Source organism: Nitratidesulfovibrio sp. 1201_IL3209, from assembly GCF_036763125.1.
Lineage (GTDB): Bacteria > Desulfobacterota > Desulfovibrionia > Desulfovibrionales > Desulfovibrionaceae > Cupidesulfovibrio.
The window spans coordinates 1-25,171 of sequence record NZ_JBAIYT010000041.1; the positions used below are offsets into that span (position 1 = coordinate 1).

The 25,171-nt window shown below is 67.7% G+C and carries 23 protein-coding genes, 1 tRNA gene and 1 pseudogene; 12 read left to right on the top strand and 13 right to left on the bottom strand.

Annotation, left to right across the window (positions count from 1 at the left end; translation table 11 throughout):
* The 6 genes and pseudogenes from V6B97_RS15190 to ruvA form a co-directional block, all read right to left on the bottom strand.
* Positions 1–85 (bottom strand): annotated as a pseudogene (locus tag V6B97_RS15190) (IS1595 family transposase); the annotation flags it as partial.
* A 385-nt stretch (positions 86–470) separates the two neighbouring features.
* A complete protein-coding gene (gene dnaA / locus V6B97_RS15195) occupies positions 471–1,985 on the bottom strand; it encodes a chromosomal replication initiator protein DnaA (protein ID WP_333507356.1) in 1,515 nt (504 codons plus the stop codon).
* 207 nt (positions 1,986–2,192) lie between these two features.
* On the bottom strand, positions 2,193–2,540 hold the full coding sequence (locus V6B97_RS15200) for a hypothetical protein (RefSeq protein ID WP_333507357.1): 348 nt from the start codon (positions 2,538–2,540) through the stop codon (positions 2,193–2,195).
* A gap of 2 nt (positions 2,541–2,542) precedes the next feature.
* Positions 2,543–3,277 (bottom strand): FAD-dependent thymidylate synthase, encoded by a 735-nt coding sequence (gene thyX, locus V6B97_RS15205; RefSeq protein WP_333507358.1) that lies wholly within the window; start codon positions 3,275–3,277, stop codon positions 2,543–2,545.
* Positions 3,278–3,429: 152 nt separating this feature from the next.
* Positions 3,430–4,374, bottom strand: coding sequence for a Holliday junction branch migration DNA helicase RuvB (gene ruvB, locus V6B97_RS15210; RefSeq protein ID WP_442935499.1), 945 nt, complete (start codon positions 4,372–4,374; stop codon positions 3,430–3,432).
* A gap of 83 nt (positions 4,375–4,457) precedes the next feature.
* Positions 4,458–5,066 (bottom strand): Holliday junction branch migration protein RuvA, encoded by a 609-nt coding sequence (gene ruvA / locus V6B97_RS15215; RefSeq protein ID WP_333507359.1) that lies wholly within the window; start codon positions 5,064–5,066, stop codon positions 4,458–4,460.
* A 194-nt stretch (positions 5,067–5,260) separates the two neighbouring features.
* Here ruvA and V6B97_RS15220 point away from each other — a divergent pair, with 194 nt between their 5' ends.
* Positions 5,261–7,063, top strand: a complete 1,803-nt coding sequence (locus V6B97_RS15220) for a sensor domain-containing diguanylate cyclase (protein WP_333507360.1) — start codon at positions 5,261–5,263, stop codon at positions 7,061–7,063.
* A 70-nt stretch (positions 7,064–7,133) separates the two neighbouring features.
* Here V6B97_RS15220 and ruvC read toward each other — a convergent pair whose 3' ends face one another.
* From ruvC to V6B97_RS15235, 3 genes are all read right to left on the bottom strand, one after another.
* Positions 7,134–7,694, bottom strand: coding sequence for a crossover junction endodeoxyribonuclease RuvC (ruvC, locus tag V6B97_RS15225; RefSeq protein WP_333507362.1), 561 nt, complete (start codon positions 7,692–7,694; stop codon positions 7,134–7,136).
* Positions 7,695–7,806: 112 nt separating this feature from the next.
* Positions 7,807–8,550, bottom strand: a complete 744-nt coding sequence (locus V6B97_RS15230) for a YebC/PmpR family DNA-binding transcriptional regulator (protein WP_333507363.1) — start codon at positions 8,548–8,550, stop codon at positions 7,807–7,809.
* A 102-nt stretch (positions 8,551–8,652) separates the two neighbouring features.
* Complete coding sequence (locus tag V6B97_RS15235) at positions 8,653–9,258, bottom strand: RlmE family RNA methyltransferase (protein ID WP_333507364.1); 606 nt, start codon at positions 9,256–9,258, stop codon at positions 8,653–8,655.
* A 54-nt stretch (positions 9,259–9,312) separates the two neighbouring features.
* Between V6B97_RS15235 and V6B97_RS15240 the strand changes: the two genes are divergently transcribed.
* A complete protein-coding gene (locus V6B97_RS15240) occupies positions 9,313–11,076 on the top strand; it encodes a glycosyltransferase family protein (RefSeq protein ID WP_333507365.1) in 1,764 nt (587 codons plus the stop codon).
* A gap of 92 nt (positions 11,077–11,168) precedes the next feature.
* Positions 11,169–11,244 (top strand) — tRNA-Ala (locus V6B97_RS15245).
* 258 nt (positions 11,245–11,502) lie between these two features.
* Here the strand turns inward: V6B97_RS15245 and V6B97_RS15250 are convergent.
* Positions 11,503–12,360 (bottom strand): hypothetical protein, encoded by an 858-nt coding sequence (locus V6B97_RS15250; protein WP_333507366.1) that lies wholly within the window; start codon positions 12,358–12,360, stop codon positions 11,503–11,505.
* A gap of 236 nt (positions 12,361–12,596) precedes the next feature.
* Positions 12,597–12,815 (bottom strand): hypothetical protein, encoded by a 219-nt coding sequence (locus tag V6B97_RS15255; RefSeq protein ID WP_333507367.1) that lies wholly within the window; start codon positions 12,813–12,815, stop codon positions 12,597–12,599.
* Between the two features lie 286 nt (positions 12,816–13,101).
* Between V6B97_RS15255 and V6B97_RS15260 the strand changes: the two genes are divergently transcribed.
* The gene (locus tag V6B97_RS15260) at positions 13,102–13,839 is read left to right on the top strand and encodes an XRE family transcriptional regulator (RefSeq protein WP_333507368.1); all 738 of its coding nucleotides are present in this window, start codon (positions 13,102–13,104) and stop codon (positions 13,837–13,839) included.
* 325 nt (positions 13,840–14,164) lie between these two features.
* Here the strand turns inward: V6B97_RS15260 and V6B97_RS15265 are convergent, their stop codons facing one another.
* Both V6B97_RS15265 and V6B97_RS15270 read right to left on the bottom strand, forming a co-directional pair.
* Positions 14,165–14,725, bottom strand: coding sequence for a hypothetical protein (locus tag V6B97_RS15265; protein ID WP_333507369.1), 561 nt, complete (start codon positions 14,723–14,725; stop codon positions 14,165–14,167).
* Positions 14,722–15,690 carry a substrate-binding periplasmic protein gene (locus V6B97_RS15270; protein WP_333507370.1) on the bottom strand — a complete coding sequence of 323 codons (969 nt, stop codon included), beginning with the start codon at positions 15,688–15,690 and terminating at the stop codon, positions 14,722–14,724. The genes V6B97_RS15265 and V6B97_RS15270 overlap by 4 nt, the downstream gene beginning before the upstream one ends.
* A gap of 259 nt (positions 15,691–15,949) precedes the next feature.
* Here V6B97_RS15270 and sugE point away from each other — a divergent pair, with 259 nt between their 5' ends.
* The 8 genes from sugE (at position 15,950) to V6B97_RS15310 (ending at position 25,168) form a co-directional block, all read left to right on the top strand.
* Positions 15,950–16,318 carry a quaternary ammonium compound efflux SMR transporter SugE gene (gene sugE / locus V6B97_RS15275; RefSeq protein WP_333507371.1) on the top strand — a complete coding sequence of 123 codons (369 nt, stop codon included), beginning with the start codon at positions 15,950–15,952 and terminating at the stop codon, positions 16,316–16,318.
* A gap of 558 nt (positions 16,319–16,876) precedes the next feature.
* A complete protein-coding gene (locus tag V6B97_RS15280) occupies positions 16,877–20,683 on the top strand; it encodes a complex I subunit 5 family protein (protein ID WP_333507372.1) in 3,807 nt (1,268 codons plus the stop codon).
* Between the two features lie 3 nt (positions 20,684–20,686).
* Complete coding sequence (locus V6B97_RS15285) at positions 20,687–21,685, top strand: respiratory chain complex I subunit 1 family protein (protein WP_333507373.1); 999 nt, start codon at positions 20,687–20,689, stop codon at positions 21,683–21,685.
* Between the two features lie 212 nt (positions 21,686–21,897).
* Positions 21,898–22,338, top strand: coding sequence for an NADH-quinone oxidoreductase subunit B family protein (locus tag V6B97_RS15290; protein ID WP_333507374.1), 441 nt, complete (start codon positions 21,898–21,900; stop codon positions 22,336–22,338).
* Between the two features lie 3 nt (positions 22,339–22,341).
* The gene (locus tag V6B97_RS15295; protein ID WP_333507376.1) at positions 22,342–23,001 is read left to right on the top strand and encodes a 4Fe-4S dicluster domain-containing protein; all 660 of its coding nucleotides are present in this window, start codon (positions 22,342–22,344) and stop codon (positions 22,999–23,001) included.
* Positions 22,970–23,602 (top strand): NADH-quinone oxidoreductase subunit C, encoded by a 633-nt coding sequence (locus V6B97_RS15300; RefSeq protein WP_333507377.1) that lies wholly within the window; start codon positions 22,970–22,972, stop codon positions 23,600–23,602. The genes V6B97_RS15295 and V6B97_RS15300 overlap by 32 nt, the downstream gene beginning before the upstream one ends.
* Positions 23,599–24,753, top strand: coding sequence for a hydrogenase large subunit (locus V6B97_RS15305; RefSeq protein ID WP_333507378.1), 1,155 nt, complete (start codon positions 23,599–23,601; stop codon positions 24,751–24,753). The genes V6B97_RS15300 and V6B97_RS15305 overlap by 4 nt, the downstream gene beginning before the upstream one ends.
* Positions 24,754–24,781: 28 nt before the next feature.
* Complete coding sequence (locus V6B97_RS15310; RefSeq protein ID WP_333507379.1) at positions 24,782–25,168, top strand: hydrogenase maturation nickel metallochaperone HypA; 387 nt, start codon at positions 24,782–24,784, stop codon at positions 25,166–25,168.
* The last annotated feature ends 3 nt before the right edge of the window (positions 25,169–25,171 follow it).

A 25,171-nucleotide genomic window follows, 5' to 3' on the forward strand; every position in this document is an offset into this window, starting at 1 on the left:
CAGTTTTGGTGGCATCAATATCGATGCAAAAGCATTCAGCAATTTTTCCGATTTTGTAGCGGCTTAATTTGCTGTTTTTAAACATGATTCTAGCCTATCAGGGCTTGGCCTGATGGTCTAGAGCCTTAGAATTTTCGTTCGTTGGCAAGGAAAACGAGCCTGCCATGAGGGAGTATACTCTTCTCGTATTCGACCGATATGGCAGACGAAGTTTGACGATGCCAACGGGCGAAAAGACAATTTAGAGGCAGCCCCTACCGTGCCCCCGCAGCATGCAGTGACGCTCTCGATGGCTGGGGGAAGCATTGCGATACCCCAGCGTGCCGCAAATGAAAAGCCCGCTATGCCAACGGCATCCGCATGCCCGGCAGTCCGCGCGCGGGCAAAACGAAAGGCGGCGCGAACCGGGAGGCCCGCGCCGCCGTGATGGCATGCGCCCTGCCGACCGCATGCGCGGCGGCCCCCCCTGGCTAGGGGTAGGTAATTCGACCATTGCGTTCGATGAGCGACAGCGTGTTGGACACCTGGCGGCCCAACGGCGTTTCGCGGCTCATCTCGCGCTCGATGGAGGTGATGCCCTTCAGCACCGTGGAGTGGCGGCGGCTGAACCGGTCGCCGATCTCCTTCAGCGAAAGGTCGGTGTGCTTGCGGGCCAGGTAGAACACGGAATTGCGGGCAACCACGTATTCGCGCTTGCGGCTGCGCGAATTGAGCTGCTTCGGCGAGATGCCGAAGCCTTCGCACACCTTGCGCACGATGCCCTCGAAGTCCATGACCACTTCCTGCTGGGCGTAGTGGCCAAGCACTTCCCAGGCCATCTCCATGGAAATCTGGCGGTTCAGCAGCTTGGCCTTCAGCACCAGGTTGTGCAGGCAGCTTTCGATCTGGCGCACGTCCGAGCGGATGTGGTCGGCCAGAAGGTCGGTGACGTTGTCGGGCAGCATCACCTGGTGCAGGCGGGCCTTCTCGCACAGGATGCGGCGGCGCGTCTCGAAGCCGGGCTTGTCGATGTGCGCGAGGAAGCCGGAGCAGAACCGCGAGACCAGTTGGGTGTCCAGGTTCTTGAGGTCGCGCGGGGCGAACGAACTGGACAGCACCACCCGGCTGCCGCGCGACTTCAGCGCCTTGACCGTGGCCAGCACCTCGTCCTGCATGCGTTCCTTGCCCTGCAGGAAGTGCACGTCCTCCAGCAGCAGCACGTCCACGTCGCGGTAGCGGGCCTTGAAGCGGTCCACTTCCCGCGCCTTCAGGGCGGCGATGAGCCGGGTGGCGAACTCTTCGGCGGTCAGGTACTCCACGCGCGGCGTGGCGCGGTTGCTGGCGTCGCACAGGGCGCGGCCCACGGCCTGCATCAGGTGCGTCTTGCCGAGGCCCGGACCGGAACTGAGGAACAGCGTGTCGGCGGAAAGGGTTTCGCGGCAGATGCCGCGCGAGGCCGCGTAGGCCAGTTCGTTGCTGGCGCCCACCACGAACGAGTCGAAGGAGAAGCGCCAGTTCAGGGCGCGGTTCGGGGCGGGCATGTCCAGCGGCAGCCCCAACTGCGAGGCGCGGGCGGCGGCGCCGGACGCGGAGCGCGCGGCCACGGCCTGCACGGCATGGGCGACATAGGGAGCAGGGGCGGCGGACACGGGCAGGGCCTGCGCGCCGTCGGCCGGGGCGGCTTCGGACGCGCCAGCGTCCAGACCCGCGCCGGGGGCGGAAGCGGCGGCGTCCGCGCGGCCCGCGCGCGGCGAAAGGGGGACGGCGCCATGCGGCGCGGCGTCCACCACCACGGTGGGGGCACTGCCGAGCACGGCGGTGGCCGCCTGCACGATGTCATCCAGCAGCCGGTCGCGGACCCAGGCCGCAACGAATTCGTTGGGAGCCACCAGGCGCAGCACGTCGTCCCGGACCTCCGCCGCGAGCGGCGAGATCCAGACCTTGAAGAGCCCTGGGTTGAGACTCTTTTCTAGAATATTCTGAATTTGGCCCCAAATTGAAATCATGGTGCTTGGTTTACGGAGTTCGCGGCCGGGTTGCAATGGAGAAAAAGCGCCTGTCGTCATGAGGAACCCGCGCCCTGTTTCCCAAGACTCTTTCCGAAATAACATACTGAAACCACAAGCTATAACCACTCAATGGCGTCATTCCGCCCTTTTCCGGACACCTTGGCAGGCAAGACTTTCCACAGCAGGGAACCACAGTTTTGCACATCAATCAAAAAACTTTTCCACAGGTACTTTGTTGATTTTCGCCAAAAAATTGCCCGTGTATCTAATTTTTTTCGCCACGATACTTCGTGCGTGAAACAAAGCACCCTCAAAACCGTCCCGCGTAACCTCGCGGGCACGCCTGACGCCGCCCCGTTGCCAAAAGCCAGGGCTCCCGCCCTGCAGCGCGGCGGGAAACAACCTTGCTTCGAGTCTGGCGAAGCACCCGTAATCTTCCTGAATTTTCCGATGGTTGACGGAGAATACGCCTGTACGGTGCGATTCGGCCCAGTGCGACGGAGCGGCATGACCGCGCGCGGCGGCGTCATGCCCGCCCGTGCGCTTGCGCACGTTCAGCCAGGCTGGCGCAACGGATACCGGCCGCAGGTGAACCGTTCGCCCTCGGGGCAGTAGCCCAGCCGTTCGCACTTGGCCCCGGCCACGGCGAACAGTTCCGGCAGCACGCCGCGGCACAGGTCCAGCATGGCGTTGGCCATGGCCCGGATCTCCCACTGGGCGCGCAGGCAGCAGCGGTGCTCGAAGAAGTTGAGCAGGCTGCGGCAGTTCATGGTCAGCACGATGCGCGTCTCCGCCGCCTGGGGCAGCACGAAGCGGGCATCCTCGTTGGACTTGGCCCCGGCCCGGCCGTCGGCCTCCAACAGGGCCTTGATGTCGCGGTAGGCCTCGCCGATTTCGGCCATGCACCGCTCGAAGCGGGCCAGGGCCTGCGGGTTGCGGGCGATGGCCGGGGGCAGCACGTAGTCGAAGTCGCTGCCGTCCACGTAGCGCTGGCTCTGCTGCGAGTACGAGGCGATGCGGTGGCGCACCAGCTGGTGGGTCAGCGCGCGGGAGACGCCCTCCGCCGCGAAGGTGAAGCTGACGTGCTCCACCGGGCTGGCATGCCCCGACTCCATCACCGAGGCCACGAACTGGGCCTGTTTCTCGCGCGCGATCTCGCCCGACAGCAGGCGCGGCCACATGTCGGCCACGAACCCGGAATGGTAGCACTGGCGGAAGGCGGCATAGATGAGCGAAAGCGGTTCCGGGGTATGGGCCAGCAGTTCGACCCGCAGCGTCGTCTTGGGCATGGAGGTTCCGTGACCGGCCCTGCGGCCGGGTGAGGGTTGGAAAGGCAGTCTTCGCGGCCTGTCCGCCATCGGCCCGCGCCGTGCCGCACGTGCCGCGCCGGTGCCGGCCGATGGCGGACAGGCCGCGCGGGCCGGACCGTTCCCGCCCGGCGTCAGGCCAGCAGGTTGAGGTGGCGGTACGCCTTGGCCGTGGCCACCCGGCCGCGCGGGGTGCGCTTCAGGAAGCCGCACTGGATCAGGTACGGCTCGTAGATGTCCTCGATGGTGCGCACCTCTTCGGAGCAGGCCACGGCCAGGGTCTTCACCCCCGCCGGGCCGCCGCCGAAGTGCTCGATGAGCACGGACAGCAGCTTGCGGTCCATCTGGTCCAGCCCGCTCTCGTCCACGTCCATGCGTTCCAGCGCGGCCGACGCCTGTTCCGGGGTGATGGTGCCGTTGCCATGCACGGCGGCGAAATCGCGCACCCGGCGCAGCAGTCGGTTGGCGATGCGTGGGGTGCCCCGCGAGCGGCGGCCGATCTCCACCGCGCCCTCGGGGGTCAGGTTGGCCCCCAGGATGCGCGCCGTGCGCGTGACGATGCGCGCGAGGTCGTCCGGCGCGTAGAATTCCAGGCGGCTGATGATGCCGAAGCGGTCGCGTAGGGGCGAGGACAGCAGGCCGATGCGCGTGGTGGCGCCCACCAGGGTGAACGGTTCAAGGTCGATCTTCACCGTGCGCGCCCCCGGCCCCTGGCCGATGACCAGGTCGAGCTTGAAGTCCTCCAGCGCGGGGTACAGCACTTCCTCCACGGCCACGGGCATGCGGTGGATCTCGTCCACGAACAGGATGTCGTGCCGCCCGAGGTTGGTCAGGATGGCCGCCAGGTCGCCGCTGCGCTCCAGCACCGGACCGGAGGTGGACACCAGGTTCACCCCCAGTTCCGCCGCGATGATCTGGGCCAGGGTGGTCTTGCCGAGGCCGGGGTTGCCGTAGAACAGCAGGTGGTCCATGGCCTGCCCGCGTTCCAGCGCCGCCGCCACGAAGACCTTGAGGTTGGCCCGCAACTCGTCCTGCCCGATGAAGTCGTCCAGGCTGCGCGGCCGCACGTTCTCGTCCATGCAGATGCTGGGGCAGATACTGGGGCGGCTATCGGGGCCGCCGCCCGCGCCCTCGCCGCCGGGTTTCCTGCTCTCCGCCGTCATCAGCGCCCCCTCGCCAGGGCCTTGAGCGCGGCGCGCAGCGCGCCCGCCACGTCAAGGTCGGGTTCGGCCTTCAGCACGTCCTTCAGCACCGGGGCGGCCTCGTCCTCGTGGTAGCCGAGGTTGCCGAGCCCGGCCAGCGCGTCGCGGAACACCCCGCCCGGAGCGGCGCCGCCCGCCAGGGCCACGGCCGCGGGCAAGTCCTCCACCTTCAATTTGTACTTCAGTTCCAGAAAGATGTGCTGCGCGGTCTTCTTGCCGATGCCGGACACCCGCGTCAGCGCCGGCACGTCGTCCTCCACCACCAGACGGCGCAGGTCCTCGGGGCGGAACTGCGAAAGGATGGCCAGGGCCGTGCGCGCCCCCACCTTGCTGATGGACGTGAGCACCATGAAGGTCTGCCGCTCGTCCCAGGTGGAGAAGCCGAACAGTTCCAGGGCGTCCTCACGCACCTCGGTCCGCACGTGGAAGGCCACCTGCCCGCCCCGCTCCGGCAGGCGCGACAGGGTGTGCGCGGGCAGGTGCACCTCGTACCCCACGCCCCCTTCCGTCACCACCACGCAGGCATTGCCAGAGACTTCGGCAACGCGGCCTTCGACATACGCGATCATGGCTCCACCTCTCGCGGGCACCCTACACAAAAAGCGACCGGGCCGGAAGACGGGCGCGCCGCACGGTCCTGCCCGCCGGTCCCCGCCGCACGCTCCGCATGCCCCGGAAAAACACGCCGCTCCCGGATAACACCCTTGGTACGGAACGGAAAATCCCGTATCCTTTTCCGCACCCCGCAGCCGGAGCCTCGTCCATGCCCCTTCTGCCCCGCCAGTTCGCCCCATTCACGCCATTCACGCGGTTCCGCCACCACGCGGAGCGCACGCCCATCCGCCTGCTGCTGGCGGCGCTGGCGCTGCTGCTGGCGCCCGTGCTCTACGTGGCCGATACCTATGCGGACATGTGGGCCGCCCGCGCCCTGGAGGACATCGTGTCCGGCGCGCGGACCCGGCTGGCCCTGCGCCAGCGCACGGTGAACGACGAGTTCGAACTGGCCTTCGCCGGGTTGCGCCGCCTGCCGGACCTGCTGGCCCTGGACGACCGGGTGCGCGACGAGGTGGCTCCCCGGCCCGGGGCGGCCCCGGCCACCCCGTCCGGGTCCGCCCGGACCGACGCCGGACGCCGGGCGCCCCTCAACGCCTTCCTGAAGACCTTTGCCGAAACCATGGACCTGCACATCGCCTGGCTCATGGACCACACCGGCACGTGCATCGCCGCCAGCAACCACGACACCCCGGACAGCCTGCTGGGCACCAACTACGCCGACCGCGCCTACTTCATCGCCGCCATGTCCGGCGAACGGGGCCGCCAGTTCGCCGTGGGGCGCGTGTCCAGCGTGCCCGGCTTCTTCTTCGCCTCGCCGGTGCACCAGTACGGCACGGTGCTGGGCGTGGTGGGCGTGAAGACCGACCTGCCCACCCTCTCGCGCCGGTTGCGCCTGGACGCCGCCTTCGTCACCGACGAGCAGGGAGTGGTGGTGCTGGCCAACGACAAGACGCACATCTTCCACGCCCTGCCCGACGCCCCGGTGCGCGACATGCCCGTTTCGGCGCGCATCCTGCGCTACAAGCGCGAGGCGTTTCCCGAACTGTCGCTGCGCCCCTTCGTGGTGCGGGGCATCAGCGAGCGGCACGGCCTGACGCTCATCGGCGACGCCACGCGCCCCGCGCTGCTGGGGGTGACCCACCGGCCCCAGGACGGCCTTTCGCTGCACGTGGCCGAAGAGGTCGGCGAAGCCCTGACCCTTGAGGACCGGCGGCAGGTGCGTTTCCACTTCGCGGTGCTGTGCGGGCTGGCCACGCTGGGCACCCTGCTTTCCGCCGTCATCTACACCCTGCACAACCGGGCCCAGGTGCGCATCATCGAGGGCAGCAACCAGGCCCTTACCCGCCTGAACGAAGAACTGCGCCGGATAGCGGAACGCGACCACCTGACCGGCTGCTTCAACCGGCGGCGCCTGGACGAGGCCATGAACGCGGAACTGGCCCGCAGCGCGCGCAGCGGGCATCCCCTGGCGCTGGCCATGCTGGATCTGGACCACTTCAAGGCGGTCAACGACCGCTACGGGCACGGCGTGGGCGACGCCATGCTGGCCCACGTGACCGGCATCATCCGCCACCAGTTGCGCGAGCCCGACCTGCTGGCCCGGGTGGGCGGCGAGGAATTCGCCCTGCTGCTGCCCGACACGGGCGAACGCGACGGGATGGTCCTGCTGGAGCGGGTGCGCCGCAAGGTGGAGGAAACGCCCCTGCCCCACGAGGACGGACCCATTCCCATGACGGTCAGCTCGGGCGTGGCCGAGGCGCGGACGGACATGGAGCCGGGGCGCTGGATGCACGAGGCCGACGCCGCGCTGTACATGGCCAAGCGCTGCGGCCGCAACCGCACCGTGCGCGCCTCGCAGGTGCCGGAGGACGCCGCCAGGGGCTGGCAGGAGTCGCCGAGTTGCATCGCCCTGGATGCGGACATGAACGAGATCGGGGACGAATCAGGGGATGAATTCGGAGATGAGGCCGGGGACGAACGGGGCACACCGGGGGAACCCGGCATCGCCTGAGCCCCGCCCGCACGCGGGGATGACCGCACGCAGGATGACCGGGCGCGGGGATGCCTGTGCGCGAGGGCCGCTATCCGCCCAGCCTGGCCAGCCGCGACAGCCGCCGGGCGTTCAGGTGACACACGGCGGCGGCCAGCGCATCGCCCGTGTCCAGCGCCCAGCCGCCCTTCACGCCCAGGACGCGGGCCACCATGAAGCTCACCTGTTCCTTGTCCGCCCCGCCGGTGCCCACCAGGGCCTTCTTGATTTCCGAGGGCTGGTAGTCGGCCACGGCCACCCCGTGCGCGGCGCAGGCGGCCACGGCCACCCCGCGCGCCTGCCCCAGCTTGAGGGCGGTGGCCACGTTGCGGGCGGCGTGCACGTTCTCGATGGCGGCCTCGTCCGGGGCGTGGCGGCCCACCAGGGCGTGCAGTTCGCGGAACAGGTGGCCCAGCCGCGCGGCGAAGTCGTCGCCCTTGGGACGGATGGCCCCGCAGTCCACCAGGGTGAGCACGCCCGACGCCTCGCGCACCACCCCCCAGCCGGTGCACTGCGAGCCGGGGTCGATGCCGATGACGGTGACGCCCCCGGCGGCGGGCGAAGGGGATGCTAGGGTATCCGGTGCGGGCGATGCGGACTTGCGGGGGGGCATGGCGCCTCCGGCGGGGCCGGGATGCAGGGTGGTGCGCCCGGACAGCGAATCTTCGGGCGGCCGAAACGCCGGAGCCCGCGCAAGGCGGGCTCCGGGGCATGGACGGTCGGCGCTATTCCAGTTCGGCCAGCACTTCGTCGGGCAGGTCGAAGTTGGCGTGCACGTTCTGCACGTCGTCGTTGTCTTCCAGGGCGTCCACCAGGCGCATCAGCTTGCGGCCGGTTTCCGCGTCCACTTCCACCGTGTTCTGGGGGATCATGGACAGTTCGGCGGAATCCATCTCCATGCCCGCGGCTTCCAGCGCGTCGCGCACGGCGGCGAAGTCGGCCACGGCGGTGTGGATCTCCCAGGTGCCGCCCTCGTCGCGCACGTCGTCGGCGCCCGCTTCCAGCGCGGCTTCCATCACCTGGTCCTCGGTGTACTTGCCGCCGTCCAGGGTGATCACGCCCTTGCGCTCGAACATCCAGCCCACGCACCCGGCCTCGCCCATGGAGCCGCCGTGCTTGGAAAGGATGTGGCGCACTTCAGCCACGGTGCGGTTGCGGTTGTCGGTGGCCGCTTCCACGATCAGGGCCACGCCGCCGGGGCCGTAGCCTTCGTAGGAGATTTCAAGGATGTCGCCGCCGGCCAGTTCGCCTGTGCCCTTCTTGATGGCGTTGTCGATCTTGTCCTTGGGCAGGTTCACGGCCTTGGCGGCCGCGATGGCGGCGCGCAGGCGGGCGTTGCTGGCCGGGTCGCCACCGCCCTTGGCGGCGATGATGATTTCCTTGGCGGCCTTGGTGAACAGCTTGCCGCGCTTGGCGTCCTGACGCCCCTTGCGGTGCTGGATGTTGGCCCATTTGCTGTGTCCGGCCATGCGTCCTCCTGGAAGAAATGACGGCGAAAGAGATGAGTGCGGAAACGCCACGTTGCACCGCGCGGCGGGCGGGAGCCCTGCGCGCGCCATCGGCGCCGTGCGTCAGTCCTGCTGTCCGTCGCCCCGGTACCCGAGGCAGACGTAGAATGTTTCCTTGCTTTCGGCCCGCGAGCTTTTGGGCTTGAAGGTCTTCACGGTCTCGAAGCGGGCCCGCAGCGCGTCAACCAGTTGCTTGACGTCCGGCCCCATGAAAATCTTGACCACGAAACTGCCGCCCTTTATCAGGCAATGGTCCGCCACCGCAAGGGCCTCGACGCACAATTCCAGCGAGCGGGCCTGGTCGGTGAACCTGGTGCCCGTGGTACGCGGGGCCATGTCGCTGATCACCACGTGGAACGGCCCCGTGGCGGCCAGCGCATCTTCAAAGGCCTCGGAGCGGTTGAACACGTCCTCCTGCATGAAGGTGACGTTGGGCGGAAACGGGGTGTCGGTGGCTTGCAGGTCGCAGGCCAGCACCCGCCCCCTGGCCCCCACGCGCTCGGCCGCGCCGAGCGACCACGAGCCGGGGGCCGCCCCCAGGTCCAGCACCTTCATGCCCGGACGGAACAGCTTGAAGCGGTTGTCGATTTCCTTCAGCTTGTAGATGGACCGCGCGGGATAGTTCTCCTGCTTGGCCTTCAGAAAATAGTGGTCGCGGTATGTCTTCATGTGGTCACCCGTGGCCGCTTGTACCCGAAACCCCTCCGCCCGCCAAGGACCAGCATGACCCGCCCCGCCCGCCTGCGCATCCCCAACGAACTGGGGCAGCTCCGGACTCTGCCCGATGACGTGCTGGCGGATGATGTACTGGCGGACGGCGTCCTGCCCGCCACCTTCGACGTGCTGCCCCCGCGCGGGCAGGGCGAAAGCGCCCCCGCCGAGGTGGTGGTGCTGGGCCTGGGACCGAATCCGGCCACGGCGCACCGCGCGGTGACCGCCGCGCTGGCGGGGCTGCAAAAAAAGAATGCCCCCCTCCGGACGCCCCCCCCGGACGGACAGACGGCCCCGGCCGTGCACGTCATCGAATGCCCGGCGTTCATCCATTATATGGACGGAGCAACGCACGGCGCGTGGCGCGCGGCCATCCCCGCCGGGTGGAGGCAGGCCGCACCCGAGGATTTTCCGCCCGGCCGCCTGTCCCGCGCGCTGGTGGTAACCTACCGGGAAGCGGAACGGCTGTTCCCGTCATTCTGGGGGCCGTTGCTGGGTGCGGCGCGGGCCGTGCGCATGGCTCCCGCGCTGGCGGTGGAGCCGATTGCCGCAGGTGACGGCGCATCGTTACGCGCGGCATCCCCATCCGCCCGTTCCCGCACCGTGCTGCTGCCGGGCACGGACGGTTCGCTGCTGCTGCCGGAACTTTCGGCCGCCCTTGCGGCCGAAGGGCTTACCTCGCGCCAGGCCGATCCGGACACCCTGCACGCCGACCTGCCCCGCCTGCTGGCCGACGAACGCCCGGCCCTGTTCCTGAGCGTGAATCTTGCGGGCCTCGACGCCTGGGGCGAACGCTTCCACCTGCTGCGCGCCTGCGGCGTGCCCGTGGCCGTATGGTGCGTGGACAACCCCTTCCACCTGCTCTCGGCCCTGCGCGGGCCGTGGTGGCGCGGGGCGCTGCTGTGCGTCACCGACGCATCGTTCATTCCCCTGCTGCGCGCCCACGGGGCGCAACAGGTGATCCACCTGCCGCTGGCGACTGGACCGGAGTTTTTCGGACCGGAAAAACCCGCGACGGACGGCGCGGCCGCTCCCCCTTCCGGCAACCTGAAGCCCGTGGTGTTCGTGGGACGCTCCGCCTTTCCCGGCAAAGGCGGCTTCTTCGCGGGGCAGCGCATCGCCCCGGCCCTGCTGGACGAGGCGTTCGGCCTGCTCGGCGCGCCCGGTCCCCGGCCCGACTTCCACTGGTGGACGGCGCGCCTGGGCATCGCGGAACTGTGGCCCGGCAACGCGGTGCGCGCGGCGGGCCTGGGGGCCGAGGAATGCGCCCTGGCCCGGCGGGTGCGCTGCCTGAACAATGCCGCCCCGCACGGGCTGACCGTGTTCGGCGACGACGGCTGGCAGCCGCTGCTGCCACCCGGCACCGACCTGCGCCCCCCCGTGGACTACTACGCCACCCTGCCCGCCGTGTACCGCGCGGCCCGCTGGTCCCTGAACGTCACCAGCCTGCTGCTGCCCGCCGGGCTTACCCAGCGCCACTTCGACGTGTGGGCGGCGGGCGGCTTCTGCATCACCGACGACACGCCCGGCCTCGCCATCTTTCCCCCGGAACTGCGCCGGGAAATCGCCTTTTCCCCGGCCCGCGGCGATGGCAAGGGCACCCTGCCCCCAGCCGGAACGGGCGATACGCCCGGCCTCGCCGCCCTGCTGGACCGCCTGGAGCGCGACCCGGTCCTGCGCGGCGACCTTGCCGCCGCATGGCGTGCGCACATCCTGGCCCAGCACACCTACCGCCACCGGGTGCGCACCCTGCGCGCCGCGCTGGGGCTGGAATAGCGGCCGTCCCCGGCCCGCCCGTCCGGAGAAATTTTTCCGCCCCGGCCTCTTGCGGTCGGGCGGCAACAGGTATATACAGCCTTTTCCTGACTGGGGACGTAGCTCAACTGGGAGAGCGCAGCGTTCGCAATGCTGAGGTCGTGAGTTCAATCCTCATCGTCTCCACCAGAAAGATCAATGGCTTACCTGACACACAGGTAAGCCATTTTTCGTTTGGGCACATCGCCGGTGACACTTCCGAAGGTTTTTGCCCACCCTGTACGCGCGCGACGTTTGACACGGCGGCGCACGCATCTTGACACCAAAAGCCCCCGGCGAAAAATCGTCGGGGGCTTTGCATTACCTGTTGCTGATGAATTGACTGGCACTGGAGTTGCCACGTGCATCCGCGCGAAGGGACGCCTCCGGCGGGTCCTTCCTGCAAGATCAGGTGCGGGCAAGGTCGCGCTTCAGGCGCTTGATCTGCTCCTGGGTGATGCCCGCCCGCGTATGCCATGTCCGGGTATGCCACCCGCAGATGATGTCCAGCAGACTGCCGAAATCGAAGTAGAAGAATCGTGTCAGACCACGGCGCAGCAGGCGCTTGACGAGCACCCGGCCAGCGCAGCCTGTGGCCACCACGACCACCCCATAGGCGTCCCGATTTTCCAGGGCCGCCACGGTTTCCCGCTCGATTCTGTCCAACGCGCGGTACGAGTCCTTCATCGGCGTGCAGACGTGGGGCGCGTTGCCAAAAAGCAGGTTCCTGTCCGCGTCCGGCACATCTCCGGCACCCACGAACAAGGTGGTGTTCTGTTGCAGCAACTTCAGGAAGGCCACGGCATACTCGAAGTCCACGACGAACTGATAGTGCAGCGCCACGGCGCTGTAGATGGGGTGGCCCGAAAAACATTCCAGCGTCCTGCGCAGGAACCGCTCCGCCGCTTCGTCGCGCATCAGGAAGACACCCGGAGACATTCCTTCCTCGCATCCGAATTTTTCGGAATGTATGGGCAATGCTTTCAGGACACCCGGCATATTGCACTGGAACGCTTCGCGCATTTCCTTGGCGAACTCCGGCGTGGCCGTTTGCAGTGCGTCGTTCATGCTGTTGGCCAGGTAGATGTCTCCATCGCCAAAGCGCAGGTACGCCCCGCCACGCTGCGCGTGAATCAGGTCCGCGCAGCGCTCCAGTGTCTCCCGCGTCGTACGGATGCGAACGTTGTCTATGGGTATGGCATTACGCCAGTGCCATGGAATATGCCGTTTTGCTCGCTCAAATTGTTTGTGTAGTGTCGCTATCATCAACCACGCCCATCCACGGTTTACAAAATCATGCCTCCGTTATGCAAACGGACGTTAATGTTCCTTTTTCGAATAAACGTCAACCGACTTCACACGACGCCAGACAACGCCATGCTCCCGCGCCACTACGCGGGATAGCCCACCACGATGGCAGCACGGCGGGCACGGGGTCGCCGACGGTCATCAGCGCCGAACCAACGGCCACACCGGTGGCGGGTGTTCGCGGTCAGCGGGATTCAGCCACTTGTCGAGCGTAGCAGAGGACAATTGACGGCGTTGCCGGTGGTCAGTCTGACTCCCGCTTCCGACGCCAGGGCGTTCATGTGCTCCACCACCTGCGCGCGGGAAAGCCTGCACGAGGCAAGGGCGCGCCGCATGGACACCTTCAGCGTGGCATTCAACCCGGCAAGGCGGGCTGCCTTGTCGTCGAAAAGCGAGCACTGGATCGCAGTCACCGGCAACCGTCCGTCTGTTTCTGGGGCTACCGTCCGGAATCTCTACGCTCCGGGCGTTGACCCGTGCAGGCCGGGCGGATAAGGTCAGCTTGCTAGGATGAAACCTTCACCGCCCCGCAGCTCCATTTTTATCCAAACGGCACAGAAAGTCAACGCCGAATGGTGCAAAACTTTCCCGTTCGGGTTTGCAAAGCTTCGGGGAAATATCCCAAACAGTTAAGCCGGACCGCGCGCAAAAGTCGACGCAGGCAAGCCTTGCAAAAGTTTGGGACTGGAAGTTTTGCGTATGATTGGCAAGCGGATCGAAGAACTGCGAGGGAAGATTTCGCGCGAAGCCTTTGCCGCCGAACTTGGCGTGCATGCCCAGACCTTGGCGCGCTATGAGAAGGGTGAACGCCTTCCTGACAGCACGTTTCTGGAAAATATATCCAAACGGTTCAATGTGGCTCCGGCATGGCTTCTTTTGGGAGAAGGACCGATTTTCACCGGCCCTCAAACCAAGTGCGTCCCCGCGCGGATCGGGAACTTCAGAGTGGGTGCCCCCCTTGCGCAGCCAGTAGGACAACCCAAAGAAACAGGGGGGCATGTCATTGAGTGCAAGGACGGCCAGATCATGCTGGTGCCCATGGTGGAGGCCCGCTTGTCGGCGGGTACGGGCAGTTTCGAGGCAGGAGAAGACGTGGAACGGCGTTACGCCTTCCACACAGACTTCCTCATGCGCAAGGGGCAGCCGTCTTCCATGGTCCTGATGCGGGTAACCGGCGACAGCATGGAGCCGGACATCAAGCACAATGACGTGGTGCTTATTGATCAGAGCCAACGCGTCCCCCGCCCTGGCCTGCTGTACGCCGTCGGCGTTGAAGACTTGGTCTACCTCAAGTCGGTCAACGCAGAGCCGGGTAAGTTGGTCCTTTCCAGCTACAACCCCGACTACCCGCCGATTGAAGTGGATGCACACGACGACTTGTCCAACGGAATCCGCATCATAGGCCGCGCAGTCTGGGTTGGACGCGAGTTGAATTGACGCAACATGCCGCGCTGGCGCGGCAGAATCGCGCAGGATTTTTCATCGTATTTTGCCTTGCCCAGAAGGCAAAAGCAGAACACAGGCAAAATACAAACGGGCGGTCCGAAAGGGCCGCCCGTTTTTCTTCCATGCCTGTGATGAACCGTGCCAATCGGCGCACACTCTTCTGCGCGTTTCTTCCAAAAGCGCCCAAAACGCCTTTCCTCAAACGCTTTGCGGCACAAGGGCCAACGGCACACGAGCGGACTTCACCCCGTTGTGCCAATCTGAATGCCTCCCCGGTGTTTTTGCCCACCCTGCACCAGCGGTGTTCTACCGGACACTACCCCTCGTGTCCCTGCAACTGCGCCAGCAACAGCGACAGCGGGCGGCGCGGGCAGCACAACCGGTGCGCGGGCGGCCGCAGACCCGGCGGCAGGTGTGGACCGGCCACGGCCATCTCCGTCGCCTCCACGTATTCGGCCCGGCAGTGGCAGCCGATGGAGAACGGCGGCAGCCATGCGGCAAGGTCCGGATGAGTGCCCGGCAGGACCACGCCATGCAGGGCCACGCATTCCGGGCAGGCTCCGGCCCGGTCCTCGTCGTCCACCACCAGGCGCAGGCCGCCGCCCGGCGCGTCGCGCAGCCGTTCCAGCACGCCCAGCGCCGCACCCCGCCAGGCCACGTAATGGTCCATGAACAGGGAACACTCCCCGTCGTCCGCGCCCGCCTCTTCCGCCAGGTTCCACACCACCTGCCCGGTCAGCCGGGCCAGCAGGGGATGGCTGTCCACCAGCCTGCCCGTGGCCGGAAGGCCGCCGGAGCCCTGCCCCTTGGCGTCCTGCCCGGTAACGTCTTGTCCGGTGGCGTCCTGCCCGGCAGCGTCCTGTCCCGTCGTGGTCATTGCGTCCGATCCTTTTCGTCCCGTTGCCGGTAATCCCCAGGCCCGCCATGCGGCCATGCCTGCTGCGTGATGCGCGCATACTCCCCGCTCTCGCGCAACGCCCGCAACCCCGCGTTGAAGGCGTCGCGCACGGCCGGGTCGCGGAACGCGAAAAAGCGGTCCTGCGGCGGGAATATCCTGTGGATGCGCACCGGCACGGCCACGCCCCGTGCGGCCAGCCGGGCGCGGTGAAAGGCAAAGATGCGTTCGTCCAGCACGATGACCCGGTCGCGCCGGTAAAAGAACGCCTCCACCTGGGCCCGTTGGTCCACCTGCTCCTCGTAGTGCGGGTTGGCGTCGGCCATGGCCGCGAATTCCGGCCCCATGAACACTCGCGCGTTGTGGAAGGCCGTCACCACCAGATCCCGCAGGTCCCCCAGCGAACGGATGTCCAGCTCGGCGGCCTCCAGAGAGGCCACCACGTTGCTGTAGCGCAGATACATGTCCCCCACGGCCAGCCCGGCCACATCGGTGTGACGCCCCACCGGGCCGCAGCCGTCAAGCGTGCCCTTGCGCACCAGTTCCAGCGCGCGGGCATGCGGGAGAAACACCGGCACGATCCGGTAGCCGGACCTGGCCAGCGCGGCGGCCGCCAAGACCGGCTCCAGCCCCGCCTTGTTGACCATGTCCACATAGGGTGGCGATGACGTGCTGAACCCGATGCGCAACACGCGGGTGGCATCCGCGTCGGTGGCCGGGTCGGCCGCCCACGCAGCCGCATCGTCCGCCGGCGCAGCCGCATCGTTCGTCGATACAGCCGCATCGCCCGCTGCGCGCGGCACCGGCATTCCCGCCGGACCGGGCGCGCCGCCAGGCTCCTGCCCGGCCCGCGCACCGTCCACGGCCACGCCGGACGCAACCGCGCAGACCAGCGCCAGCACGGCGCACAGGACCATGCCGCGCAACGCCGCCGCGACGCGGCGCACACTGAACCCCCGGTGTGTCATCGAAACCAGCCTGACGCTTGCGCAAGATGAAGAATGATACCGCAGGATACCCCGGCCGCCCCATGGCGGCAAGTCGCGGCGCGCCGTGACGGCTTGCCTTTTTTCCCGGCATGGCTATGTTCGGGCTGTCGCATGACACGGACTGCGCCACCACACGGCGTGCTGTCCTTATGCCCGGCCCCGGCCGGGCTTTTTGTTGTCCGCAACCCGCCGCGCCAGTGCGGCCGCAGGAGCCATCATGTTCTCGTCGTTCATCGCGTCCGTTTCCGCCCTGTCGGGTGCGTCCGGCGCCTGGCTCGCCCTGTTCGCCGCCGGGCTGTTCGAGGTGGGCTGGGCCGTGGGCCTCAAGTACACCCACGGCTTCACCCGCCCGCTGCCCTCGCTGCTCACCGTGGCGGCCATGGCCGTCAGTCTGTACCTGCTGGCCGTGGCCCTGCGCCACCTGCCGCTGGGCACCGCCTACGCGGTGTGGACGGGCGTGGGCACGGTGGGCACCGCGCTGCTGGGCATCGCGCTGTTCGGAGAGCCCGCCACCGCGGCCCGCCTGGGCTGCATCCTGTGCATCGTGGCGGGCATCGCCGGGCTGAAGCTGCTGGCGAACTCCTGACATGACGCGACACGACACGGCCCGTCGCGCCGGGCCGCGTCGCATCCCCGGAACGGTGTGGCCGCGCGACATGATACGCCGCGCGCTCCGCCTTGCGTGCCCGACCGGCATACCGGGCTCCCGTGCCAATGATGTGGCGCCATTACCGGCAATGCGACGCCGTCATGCATGCCGTTGCAGATGTTGCGCAGGATAGACAAAGACACACTCACTAACTATAGTGTTTACTCGCATAAATATTTGCCACTCGCCACTCATTTCACAAAGCGCCGCTCCCATTTTTTCGCATTAGATCAACCGACTGACGATTATCCGGACAAATCTTTTGTACTTGCGGGGTGATCCGATCAACTTTCGAAAATTTTTCCCGGCCTCGAAAAAAATTGTTCGCGCGGTCAAACATGGGCATGGACACGCTTTTTTCCCAGCCACATCCTGTTTTGTACCACCCGTTCACAATCAGGGGGGTTGAAAGATGTCTCCGGTCAAAATAAGGTGGGCTCACGAATTGGTTGTTTAACCAATTTGCACCATACACGCTCAACGACGGAGACTCGCATGACCACCGCTCCGCCTGTCGCCGAACTGCCGTTCCTGGCCATGCTGGGGGCACTGCTGCTGCTCGGTGGCGCCGTGTCGGCCCTTGCGGCACGCCGACGCCCCTTCACCATGCTGGGCCTGATGTTCCTGTCCGACATCGGCCTCACGCTCCTCGGCCTTGGCCTCGGCGGGGGAGCCGGGCTGGTCGGGGGAACCACCCAATGCATCTATCAGGTGGCGGCGCGGTGTCTTGCGCTGCTCACCCTTTCGCGCCTGGCCCGCACGGCGGGGTCCGCCTCGCTGGACGACCTGCGCGGCATCCGCGCCGCGCTGCCCCTGACCGGGCTGTTCTTCGGGTTCGCCATGTTCGCGGGCATGGGGCTTTCCGTCTTCCTCGTGCCGGACGGCCGGGCCTTCATCCTGCACGCCGCCTTTGCCGCCGGGCACTGGGGCTACGCCGCCGCCGTGGCCATCGCGGGCATGGCGCTGGCCGCAGCCACGGTGCTGACAGTGCAGGCCATCTGTCTCGAATCCGGCCAGTGGCGCGAATCCGCCCACGTTCCGCATGCCCCGTCCGCCACGTTCCACGTGCAGGCGGGGCTTTTCGCACTCTTCCTGGCCGCGTTCGGCCTGGCCGGGCACGCCGTCACCGCGCAGGTGGCCGCCGTCCTGGGCGTCGCGTCCGACGCCCTGCCCGCCTTCGGCGCGCACTGGCATCCGGCGGCCCTCGCGCCCTACGCGGGCGCCTTCGCCGTGTGGTGTATCGGCCTCGTCTCCGGCCGCGCCCGCGCGCTGGCCGGGGTGGCCCTGGTGGCCGCCTCGCTGGCGCTCACCTGGATCGACGCCGGGATCGACCCCCTGTCCCGCCTGTTCGGCGTGATCATGGCGGGCATCGGCCTGGTGGTGGCGGTGTACTCGGTGGGCTACATCCACCACGACCGCCGCGCCAATGGCTACTGGTTCTTCCTGCTGCTGCTATGCGGCTCGCTCTCGGGCCTGGCCCTGGCGCGCGACTTCGGCGGCTTCTACGTATTCTGGGAACTGATGACCTTCTCGTCGTACTTCCTGGTGGCCCACGAGGCCACGGACAAGGCGTTCCACGCCGCCGTGAAGTACTTCGTGATGTGCGTGGCCGGGGCCTGCGCCATGCTGCCCGGCTTCATGCTGCTGTCCGCCCAGGCGGGCACGCTGGACTTCGCGGCCCTGGCCGGTCTTGCCGCCGCCCTGCCCGCCGCACTGCCTGCTCCCGTAGTCAAGGGCGCGGTGGTGCTGGCCTTCGTGGGCTTCGCGGTCAAGGCGGGCCTGGTGCCCGGCCACGGCTGGCTGCCCGACGCCCACCCCGCCGCGCCCTCGTCCATCTCCGGCCCGTTGTCGGGCATCCTGACCAAGACCGGCGTGTACGGCACCCTGCGGCTGATGCTGGCGGTGTTCGGCTCCGCCGTGCTGCTCAAGGCCGGGGAATCCGCCGGGGGCTTCAGTTCCATGGGCCTGCTGGTCACCGTGCTGGGCACGGCCACCATGCTCTACGGCGAACTGATGGCCCTGCGCCAGGACGACCTGAAGCGCCTGCTGGCCTACTCGACCATGGGGCAGGTGGGTGAAATCTTCATGGTCATCGGCCTCGGCACGTGGCTGGCCACCACCGGCTCGCTGCTGCACGTGCTGAACCACGCCATCATGAAGAACCTGCTGTTCCTCTGCGCGGGCGGGCTCATCCTGCGCGCGGGCAGCAGGAAGCTGGCGGACCTTGCGGGCATGGCCCGGGTCATGCCCTTCACCGCCGGGTGCATGGTGGTGGGCCTCATCTCCATCATGGGCCTGCCGCCGTTCAACGGCTTCGTGGGCAAGTACCTGATGCTGCAATCGCTGGTGGCCGCCGGTCACCCGGCGCTGGCCGCCGTGTTGCTGCTGGGCAGCCTTGCCGGGTGCGTCTACTACATGCGCATCGTGCGCACCCTGATCTTCCAGCCCTACGCCGGCCCCACGGTGCAGGAGGCCCCGGCCTCCATGCGCGCGGCCACCGGCGTGCTGGCCGCGCTGTGCCTGGTGCTGGGCGTGCTGCCGCAACTGGGCCTGTCGCTGGTCACCCCCGTGGCCGACATGCTGGCGGGCGCGGGCAAGCTGGACGCGGGCGCCCTGCCCATGCTGGCGGTGTCCTGGCAGCCCTTCGTGCTCATCCCCATGCTGGGCGCCGTGGTGCCCTGCCTGCTGCGGCGCGACCGCAAGGCGGCGGGCATGGCCACCGCCATCATCCTGGCCGTGGCAGCCGTGGCGGTGGTGGCCTTCGGGCGCGGGCTGGACTCCGTCTCCTTCGCCTTCGCGCTCGTCGTGCCGGTCATCGGCTGCCTGAACATGCTCTACGCCGTGGGCTACATGGAGCACAGCCACACCCAGTGGCGCTTCTACACGTTCTTCCTGTTCATGGCGGGCGGGCTGATGGGCGTTGCCGCCAGCAACGACCTGTTCGGCTTCTTCACCTTCTGGGAAATCATGAGTTCGTGGAGCCTGTACTTCGTCATCGTGCATGAGGAGAACCCCGCCGCGCTGCGCGAGGGCTTCAAGTACTTCTTCTTCAACGTGCTGGGCGCGGCCTTCCTGTTCCTGGGGGTGGTCATGCTGTCCTCCATGGCGGGCGACCCCGGCTTCGGCGCGGTGCGTTCCGCCCTGCCGACCATGCCGGTGGCCCTGGCCGCCACGGCCGTGGCCCTGATGGCCATCGGCTTCACCATGAAGGCGGCGCAGCTGCCCTTCCGCATCGACGTGCAGATGCACCCGGCCACGGCGCCCACGCCGGTTTCCGGCTACATCTCGTCCGTGCTGCTGAAGAGCGCCCTGTTCGGCCTCGCCAAGCTGTTCTTCGTGCTGGGCGGCGCGGGCTTCTTCACCGGGCTGTCCGCCCAGTGGGGCCAGCCGCAGGTGATGTACGCCATCGCCTGGGTGGGCGGCGTCACCATCGTCATGGCCGCCCTGCTGGCCGTGATGCAGTCGGACCTCAAGCTGGTGCTCATCTACTCCACCGTCAGCCAGTTGGGCTACATGGTGGTGGGCGTGGCCCTGGGCACCCCGCTGGGCATGGCCGGGGGCATGCTGCACATGGTCAACCACGTGCTGTTCAAGGACCTGCTGTTCCTGGTGGCGGGCTCGCTCATCCTGTGCACACACAAGCACTCGCTGGACGAGCTCGGCGGCATCGGGCAGCGCATGCCCGTCACCCTGACCATGTTCGCCATCGGGGCGCTTTCGGTGGTCGGCGTGCCGCCCACCAACGGCTTCGCCTCCAAGTGGATTCTCTACCACGCGCTGATGGCCGAGGGCGAAGTGGCGCTGGCCTTGCTCTCGCTGGCGGGCAGCGTGCTGACGCTGGCCTACTTCGCCAAGTTCCTGCACTCGGCCTTCCTGGGCCGCCCCTCGCCGGACCTGGCCCACGTGCATGAGGCCCCCCGCGTGATGCTGGTGCCCATGGGCATCCTGGCCGCCGGGTGCATCGTCACCGGCGTGTTCCCCGGCCTGCCCCTGCTGGCCATCGACGCCATGGGCCGCGAACTGGGCTTCGCCGGGCTGGCGGTCGCGCCGTGGGGCGTGGCCTCCGGGGCCGGGGCGTTCAACGCCACCGCCCTGGCCGTGCTGCTGGCGGTCGCCTTCTTCGGCGGGCGGTTCGCCCTGCGCGGGCTTGTCGGCACCGTGCGCACCACCGACATCCACACCTGCGGCGTTGCCATGAAGGCCGACGAGGCCCGCCTGGCCCCGCAGGACATCTACGGCGCCCCCCTGGCCCTGCTGCGGCAGCTGGCCCAGGCGGCCGTGCCCGCCCTGAAGCGGAGGTAGACCATGTCCCACGCCACCGAACTCTTCACCCAACTGCTCACCCAGACCGGCCTTGGCCTGCTCGGCCTGCTGGTGTTTCCGGGCGGGTTGTTCGCCCTTACCGTGGGCCTGTTCCTGAAGGGGCTTGACCGGCGCATCGAGGCGCGCTTGCAGCGCCGCGTGGGTCCGCCCCTGATCCAGCCCTGGCTGGATATCGCCAAGCTGTTCACCAAGGAAACGGTCATGCCCGCCTCGGCCAACCGGGCCGCCTTCCTGCTGGCCCCGCTGCTGGGCCTGACCGGCATGGCGGTGTGCGCCGCGCTGCTGCCCGTGCCGGGCGTCAGCCGCGGCCTGCCCGCCATGGGCGATCTGCTGGTGATCTTCTACCTGCTGCCGCTGCCCGCCATCGCGCTGATGGTCGGCGGTTCCGCCTCCAGTTCACCGTTCGGGGCCATGGGCTTCTCGCGCGAGATGACCCTGATGTTCGCCTACGAAATGCCGCTGCTGGCCGTGATGCTGGCCGTGGCCATGAAGGTGGGCATGGCCACGGGCGGCGGGGCCGAGTTCTCGCTTGCCAGCATCGTGAACTATCAACTGTCCAACGGGCAACTGGCCTTCGACCCGGTGATGATTCCCGCGCTGCTGGCCTACCTGCTGTTTTTGCCCGGCACCATGGGCACCGTGCCCTTCGACGTGCCCGAGGCGGAAACCGAGATCATCGAAGGTCCCCTGCTGGAATACTCCGGCCCGGCGCTGGCCTTCTTCCACATCGCCTCGGCGCTGAAGACCGTGGTGGTGCTGGGCCTTGGCGTGGCGCTGTTCCTGCCGGGCACGGTTCCCGGCGGCGTCCTGGCCAATATTCCGTGGTTCGTGCTGAAGTGCGCGGCGCTGATGGCCGTTTCGCTGACGCTGGTCAAGTCGGCCACCGGGCGCTTCCGCGTGGACCAGGCCTTCACCTTCTATCTCAAGTACCCCTCGGTGCTGGCCCTGGCGAGCCTGGTGCTGGCGTGGCGGGGTATGTAGGCAGAGGCAGTTTCTAAAATGTCCTTTCGCCCGTTGGCTTCGTCAAACTTCGCCTGCCATTTCGGTCAAATACGGCAAGAGTATGCGTTGCGGTCGCCATCCGTAAGGCTCGCAAGCTCGCCTAACGGCTGCCGCACTCCCTCATGGCAGGCTCGTTTTCCTTGCCAACGAACGAAAATCCTCATTTAGAAACAGCCCCGAGAGGAAACGATATGAACTTCCTGAAGAAGCTCTCCGTGCGGTCGCCGTGGCTGTACCGGATCAACGCGGGCTCGTGCAACGGCTGCGACGTGGAACTGGCCACCACCGCCTGCATCCCCCGCTACGACGTGGAACGCCTGGGCTGCAAGTACTGCGGCAGCCCCCGCCACGCGGACATCGTGCTCATCACCGGGCCGCTGACCGCCCGCGTGAAGGACAAGGTGCTGCGGGTGTGGGACGAGATTCCCGAACCCAAGGTCACCGTGGCCGTGGGCATCTGTCCGGTGAGCGGCGGCGTGTTCCGCGACGGCTATTCCATCGAAGGCCCCATCGACCGCTACATCCCCGTGGACGTCAACGTGCCCGGCTGCCCGCCGCGCCCGCAGGCCATCATCGAAGGCGTGGTCAAGGCCCGCGACGTGTGGATGGCCCGCCTCGGATTGCAGGAGTAAGCCATGCTGGGATTCCTGAAGATACTCGCGTGCAACGTGGCCCAGGGGCCGTCCACCGACCCCTTCCCCTTTGCCGAGACGCATACCCCCCGCCGCTTTCGCGGCAAGGTGACCATGGACCCGGCCAAGTGCGTGGGCTGCGCCATCTGCCGCCACGTGTGCGCGGGCGGGGCCATCCGCATCGAGCCGCACGAGGACCGCAGCGGCTACGACTTCACGGTGTGGCACAACACCTGCGCCCTGTGCGGGCTGTGCCGCCACTACTGCCCCACCGGGGCCATCACCATGACCAACGACTGGCACAACGCGCACCTGCAGGAGCGCAAGTACGAGTGGGCGGAGCACCACTACGTGCCCTACCTGCGCTGCACCGGCTGCGACGCGCACATCCGCATGCTGCCGCCGGACCTGGCCACCCGCGTGTACGCCAACCATACCCACGACCTGGACTTCCCGGCGCTGCTGCGCATGTGCCCCAAGTGCCGCCAGGTGGCCGCGGCCACCCGCGCCGCCGCGCTGGCCGCCCACGCGGACGAGGCCGCACCCCACGCCGGACATGACGAAACGGCCGCCCCGGCCACTGACACTCCCCCTGCCCTCAATGACGCCATTGTCGATGGAGGACGCACCGATGCTGACACGCCCCGCGCAACTGCACGCTAAGACCCTGCTGGACGAACGGCTGCCCGCCGTGGCCGGCGCCGACATATCTTGGACCGAGGACGCCCACGGCAACATCTACGGCTGGCTGGTGCTGGAAGAAGCCCCTCGCCTTGCGGGGCTGGCCCCGGCCATGGCCCGCTGCCGCCTGCGCCTGTGCACCATGACCGCCTACGACCCCGAGCGCGACCCGGCCAACCCGCGGCGCGCCATCGCCTACCACTTTGACCTGAACGGCCTGACCTTCACGGTCACCGCGCCGTTGGTCATGCCGGAACCTGACGAGAACGGCGAAGCCACGGGCAGGCCCGAGGTGCCCTCCATCACCCCGTGGTTCCGCAACGCGGACTGGAACGAACGCGAATTCATGGAGATGTACGATATCGCGGTCACCGGCCATCCCAACCCCAGGCGGCTGTTCCTGGACGAACGGCTGGACGCGGGCATCATGGGCCGGATGATTCCCCTTTCCACCATGATGAACGGGGCCTCCACCCAGGACCTGTGGGAGCGCATCATGTCGGCGAAGCTGCCCGAGGGCACCACCGCCGTCACCACCGTCGCGGAATCCGACGGCGAAACCGGCGGGGAGGCACGGGCATGAGCACCGCCATCCACACTCCCCACGCGCCCCATGCGCCCCATCCCACGGACACCCACGTGAACACCGACCCGCGCGCGGGCTTCACCCTGCCCGTGGGGCCGCTGCACGTGGCCCTTGAGGAACCCATGTACTTCCGCGTGAGCGTGGAAGGCGAAACCGTGAAGCACGTGGAGATCACCGCCGGGCACGTGCACCGGGGCATGGAGGCGCTGGCCCTGCGGCGCAGCCTGTTCCAGAACATCGTGCTCACCGAGCGGGTCTGCTCGCTGTGTTCCAACAGCCACCCCTTCACCTACTGCATGGCGGTGGAAAACCTGGCGGGCATCGTGGTGCCCGAACGGGCCCGCTACCTGCGCTCCATGGCCGAAGAGATCAAGCGCATCGCCTCGCACCTGTTCAACGTGGCCATTCTCGCGCACATCATCGGCTTCAAGTCGCTGTTCATGCACGTGATGGAAGTGCGCGAGATCATGCAGGACATCAAGGAGACGGTGTACGGCAACCGCATGGACCTGGCCGCCAACTGCATCGGCGGCGTGAAGTACGACGTGGACGCCGACCTGCTCACCTTCCTGACCCGCAACCTGGACCGGGTGCAGAAGCACGTGGAAGAGATCCACAAGCTCTACCGCAACGACCCCATGGTGCGCGGCCGCACCGTGGGCGTGGGCGTGCTGTCGCCGGAGAACGCGGCGGAATACGCCGTGGTGGGTCCCGTGGCGCGCGGCAGCGGCCTGGCCGTGGACATCCGCAAGGACATTCCCCACGCCGCCTACCCCCGCCTGGCCTTCGACGTGATCACCGAAACCGGGTGCGACGTGCATTCGCGCGCCCTGGTGCGCCTGCGCGAGGCCATGGAATCCATCAGCCTGGTGCGCCAGTGCGCCCGCGACCTGCCCGGCGGCGACCTGGTGGCCCGGCTGCCGGAAATCCCGGCGGGCGAGGCCGTGGCCCGCAGCGAGGCCCCGCGCGGCGAACTGATCTACTTCCTGCGCACCGACGGCACCGACGTGCCCAACCGCCTGAAGTGGCGCGTGCCCTCGTACATGAACTGGGACGCGCTGGGCGTGATGATGCACGACTGCAAGGTCTCGGACGTGCCGCTCATCGTCAACTCCATCGACCCGTGCATCTCGTGCACGGAACGATAGCCGCAAGAAACCACGAAGGCAGGCGGTCATGCACGAATCGTCCATCGTCGAAGGCATCCTGCGCATCGTCTCGGACGAGGCGGCGCGCTACGGCGCGGCGCGCGTCTCCCGCGTGTCGCTGGCCGTGGGCCTTCTGGCGTGCGTCGAGCCGCGCACTCTGACCGCCTGTTTCGAACTGCTGGCCGAAGGGACGCCCGCCCAGGGCGCGCCGCTGGACGTGCACCTGCTGCCCCTGCGCGGGGCCTGCCCGGCCTGCGGCGACGTGGAAACCCGCAAGCGGAACTTCTCCTGCCCCTCGTGCGGCCACGACGCCGTGCACTGGACCGGCGGCAGGGAACTGTACATCGCAAGCATAGAAGTGCCCTCCCCGGATGCCACCGACCTTCCGGCAACGGCGCAAACCATGGAAGGATAGCAC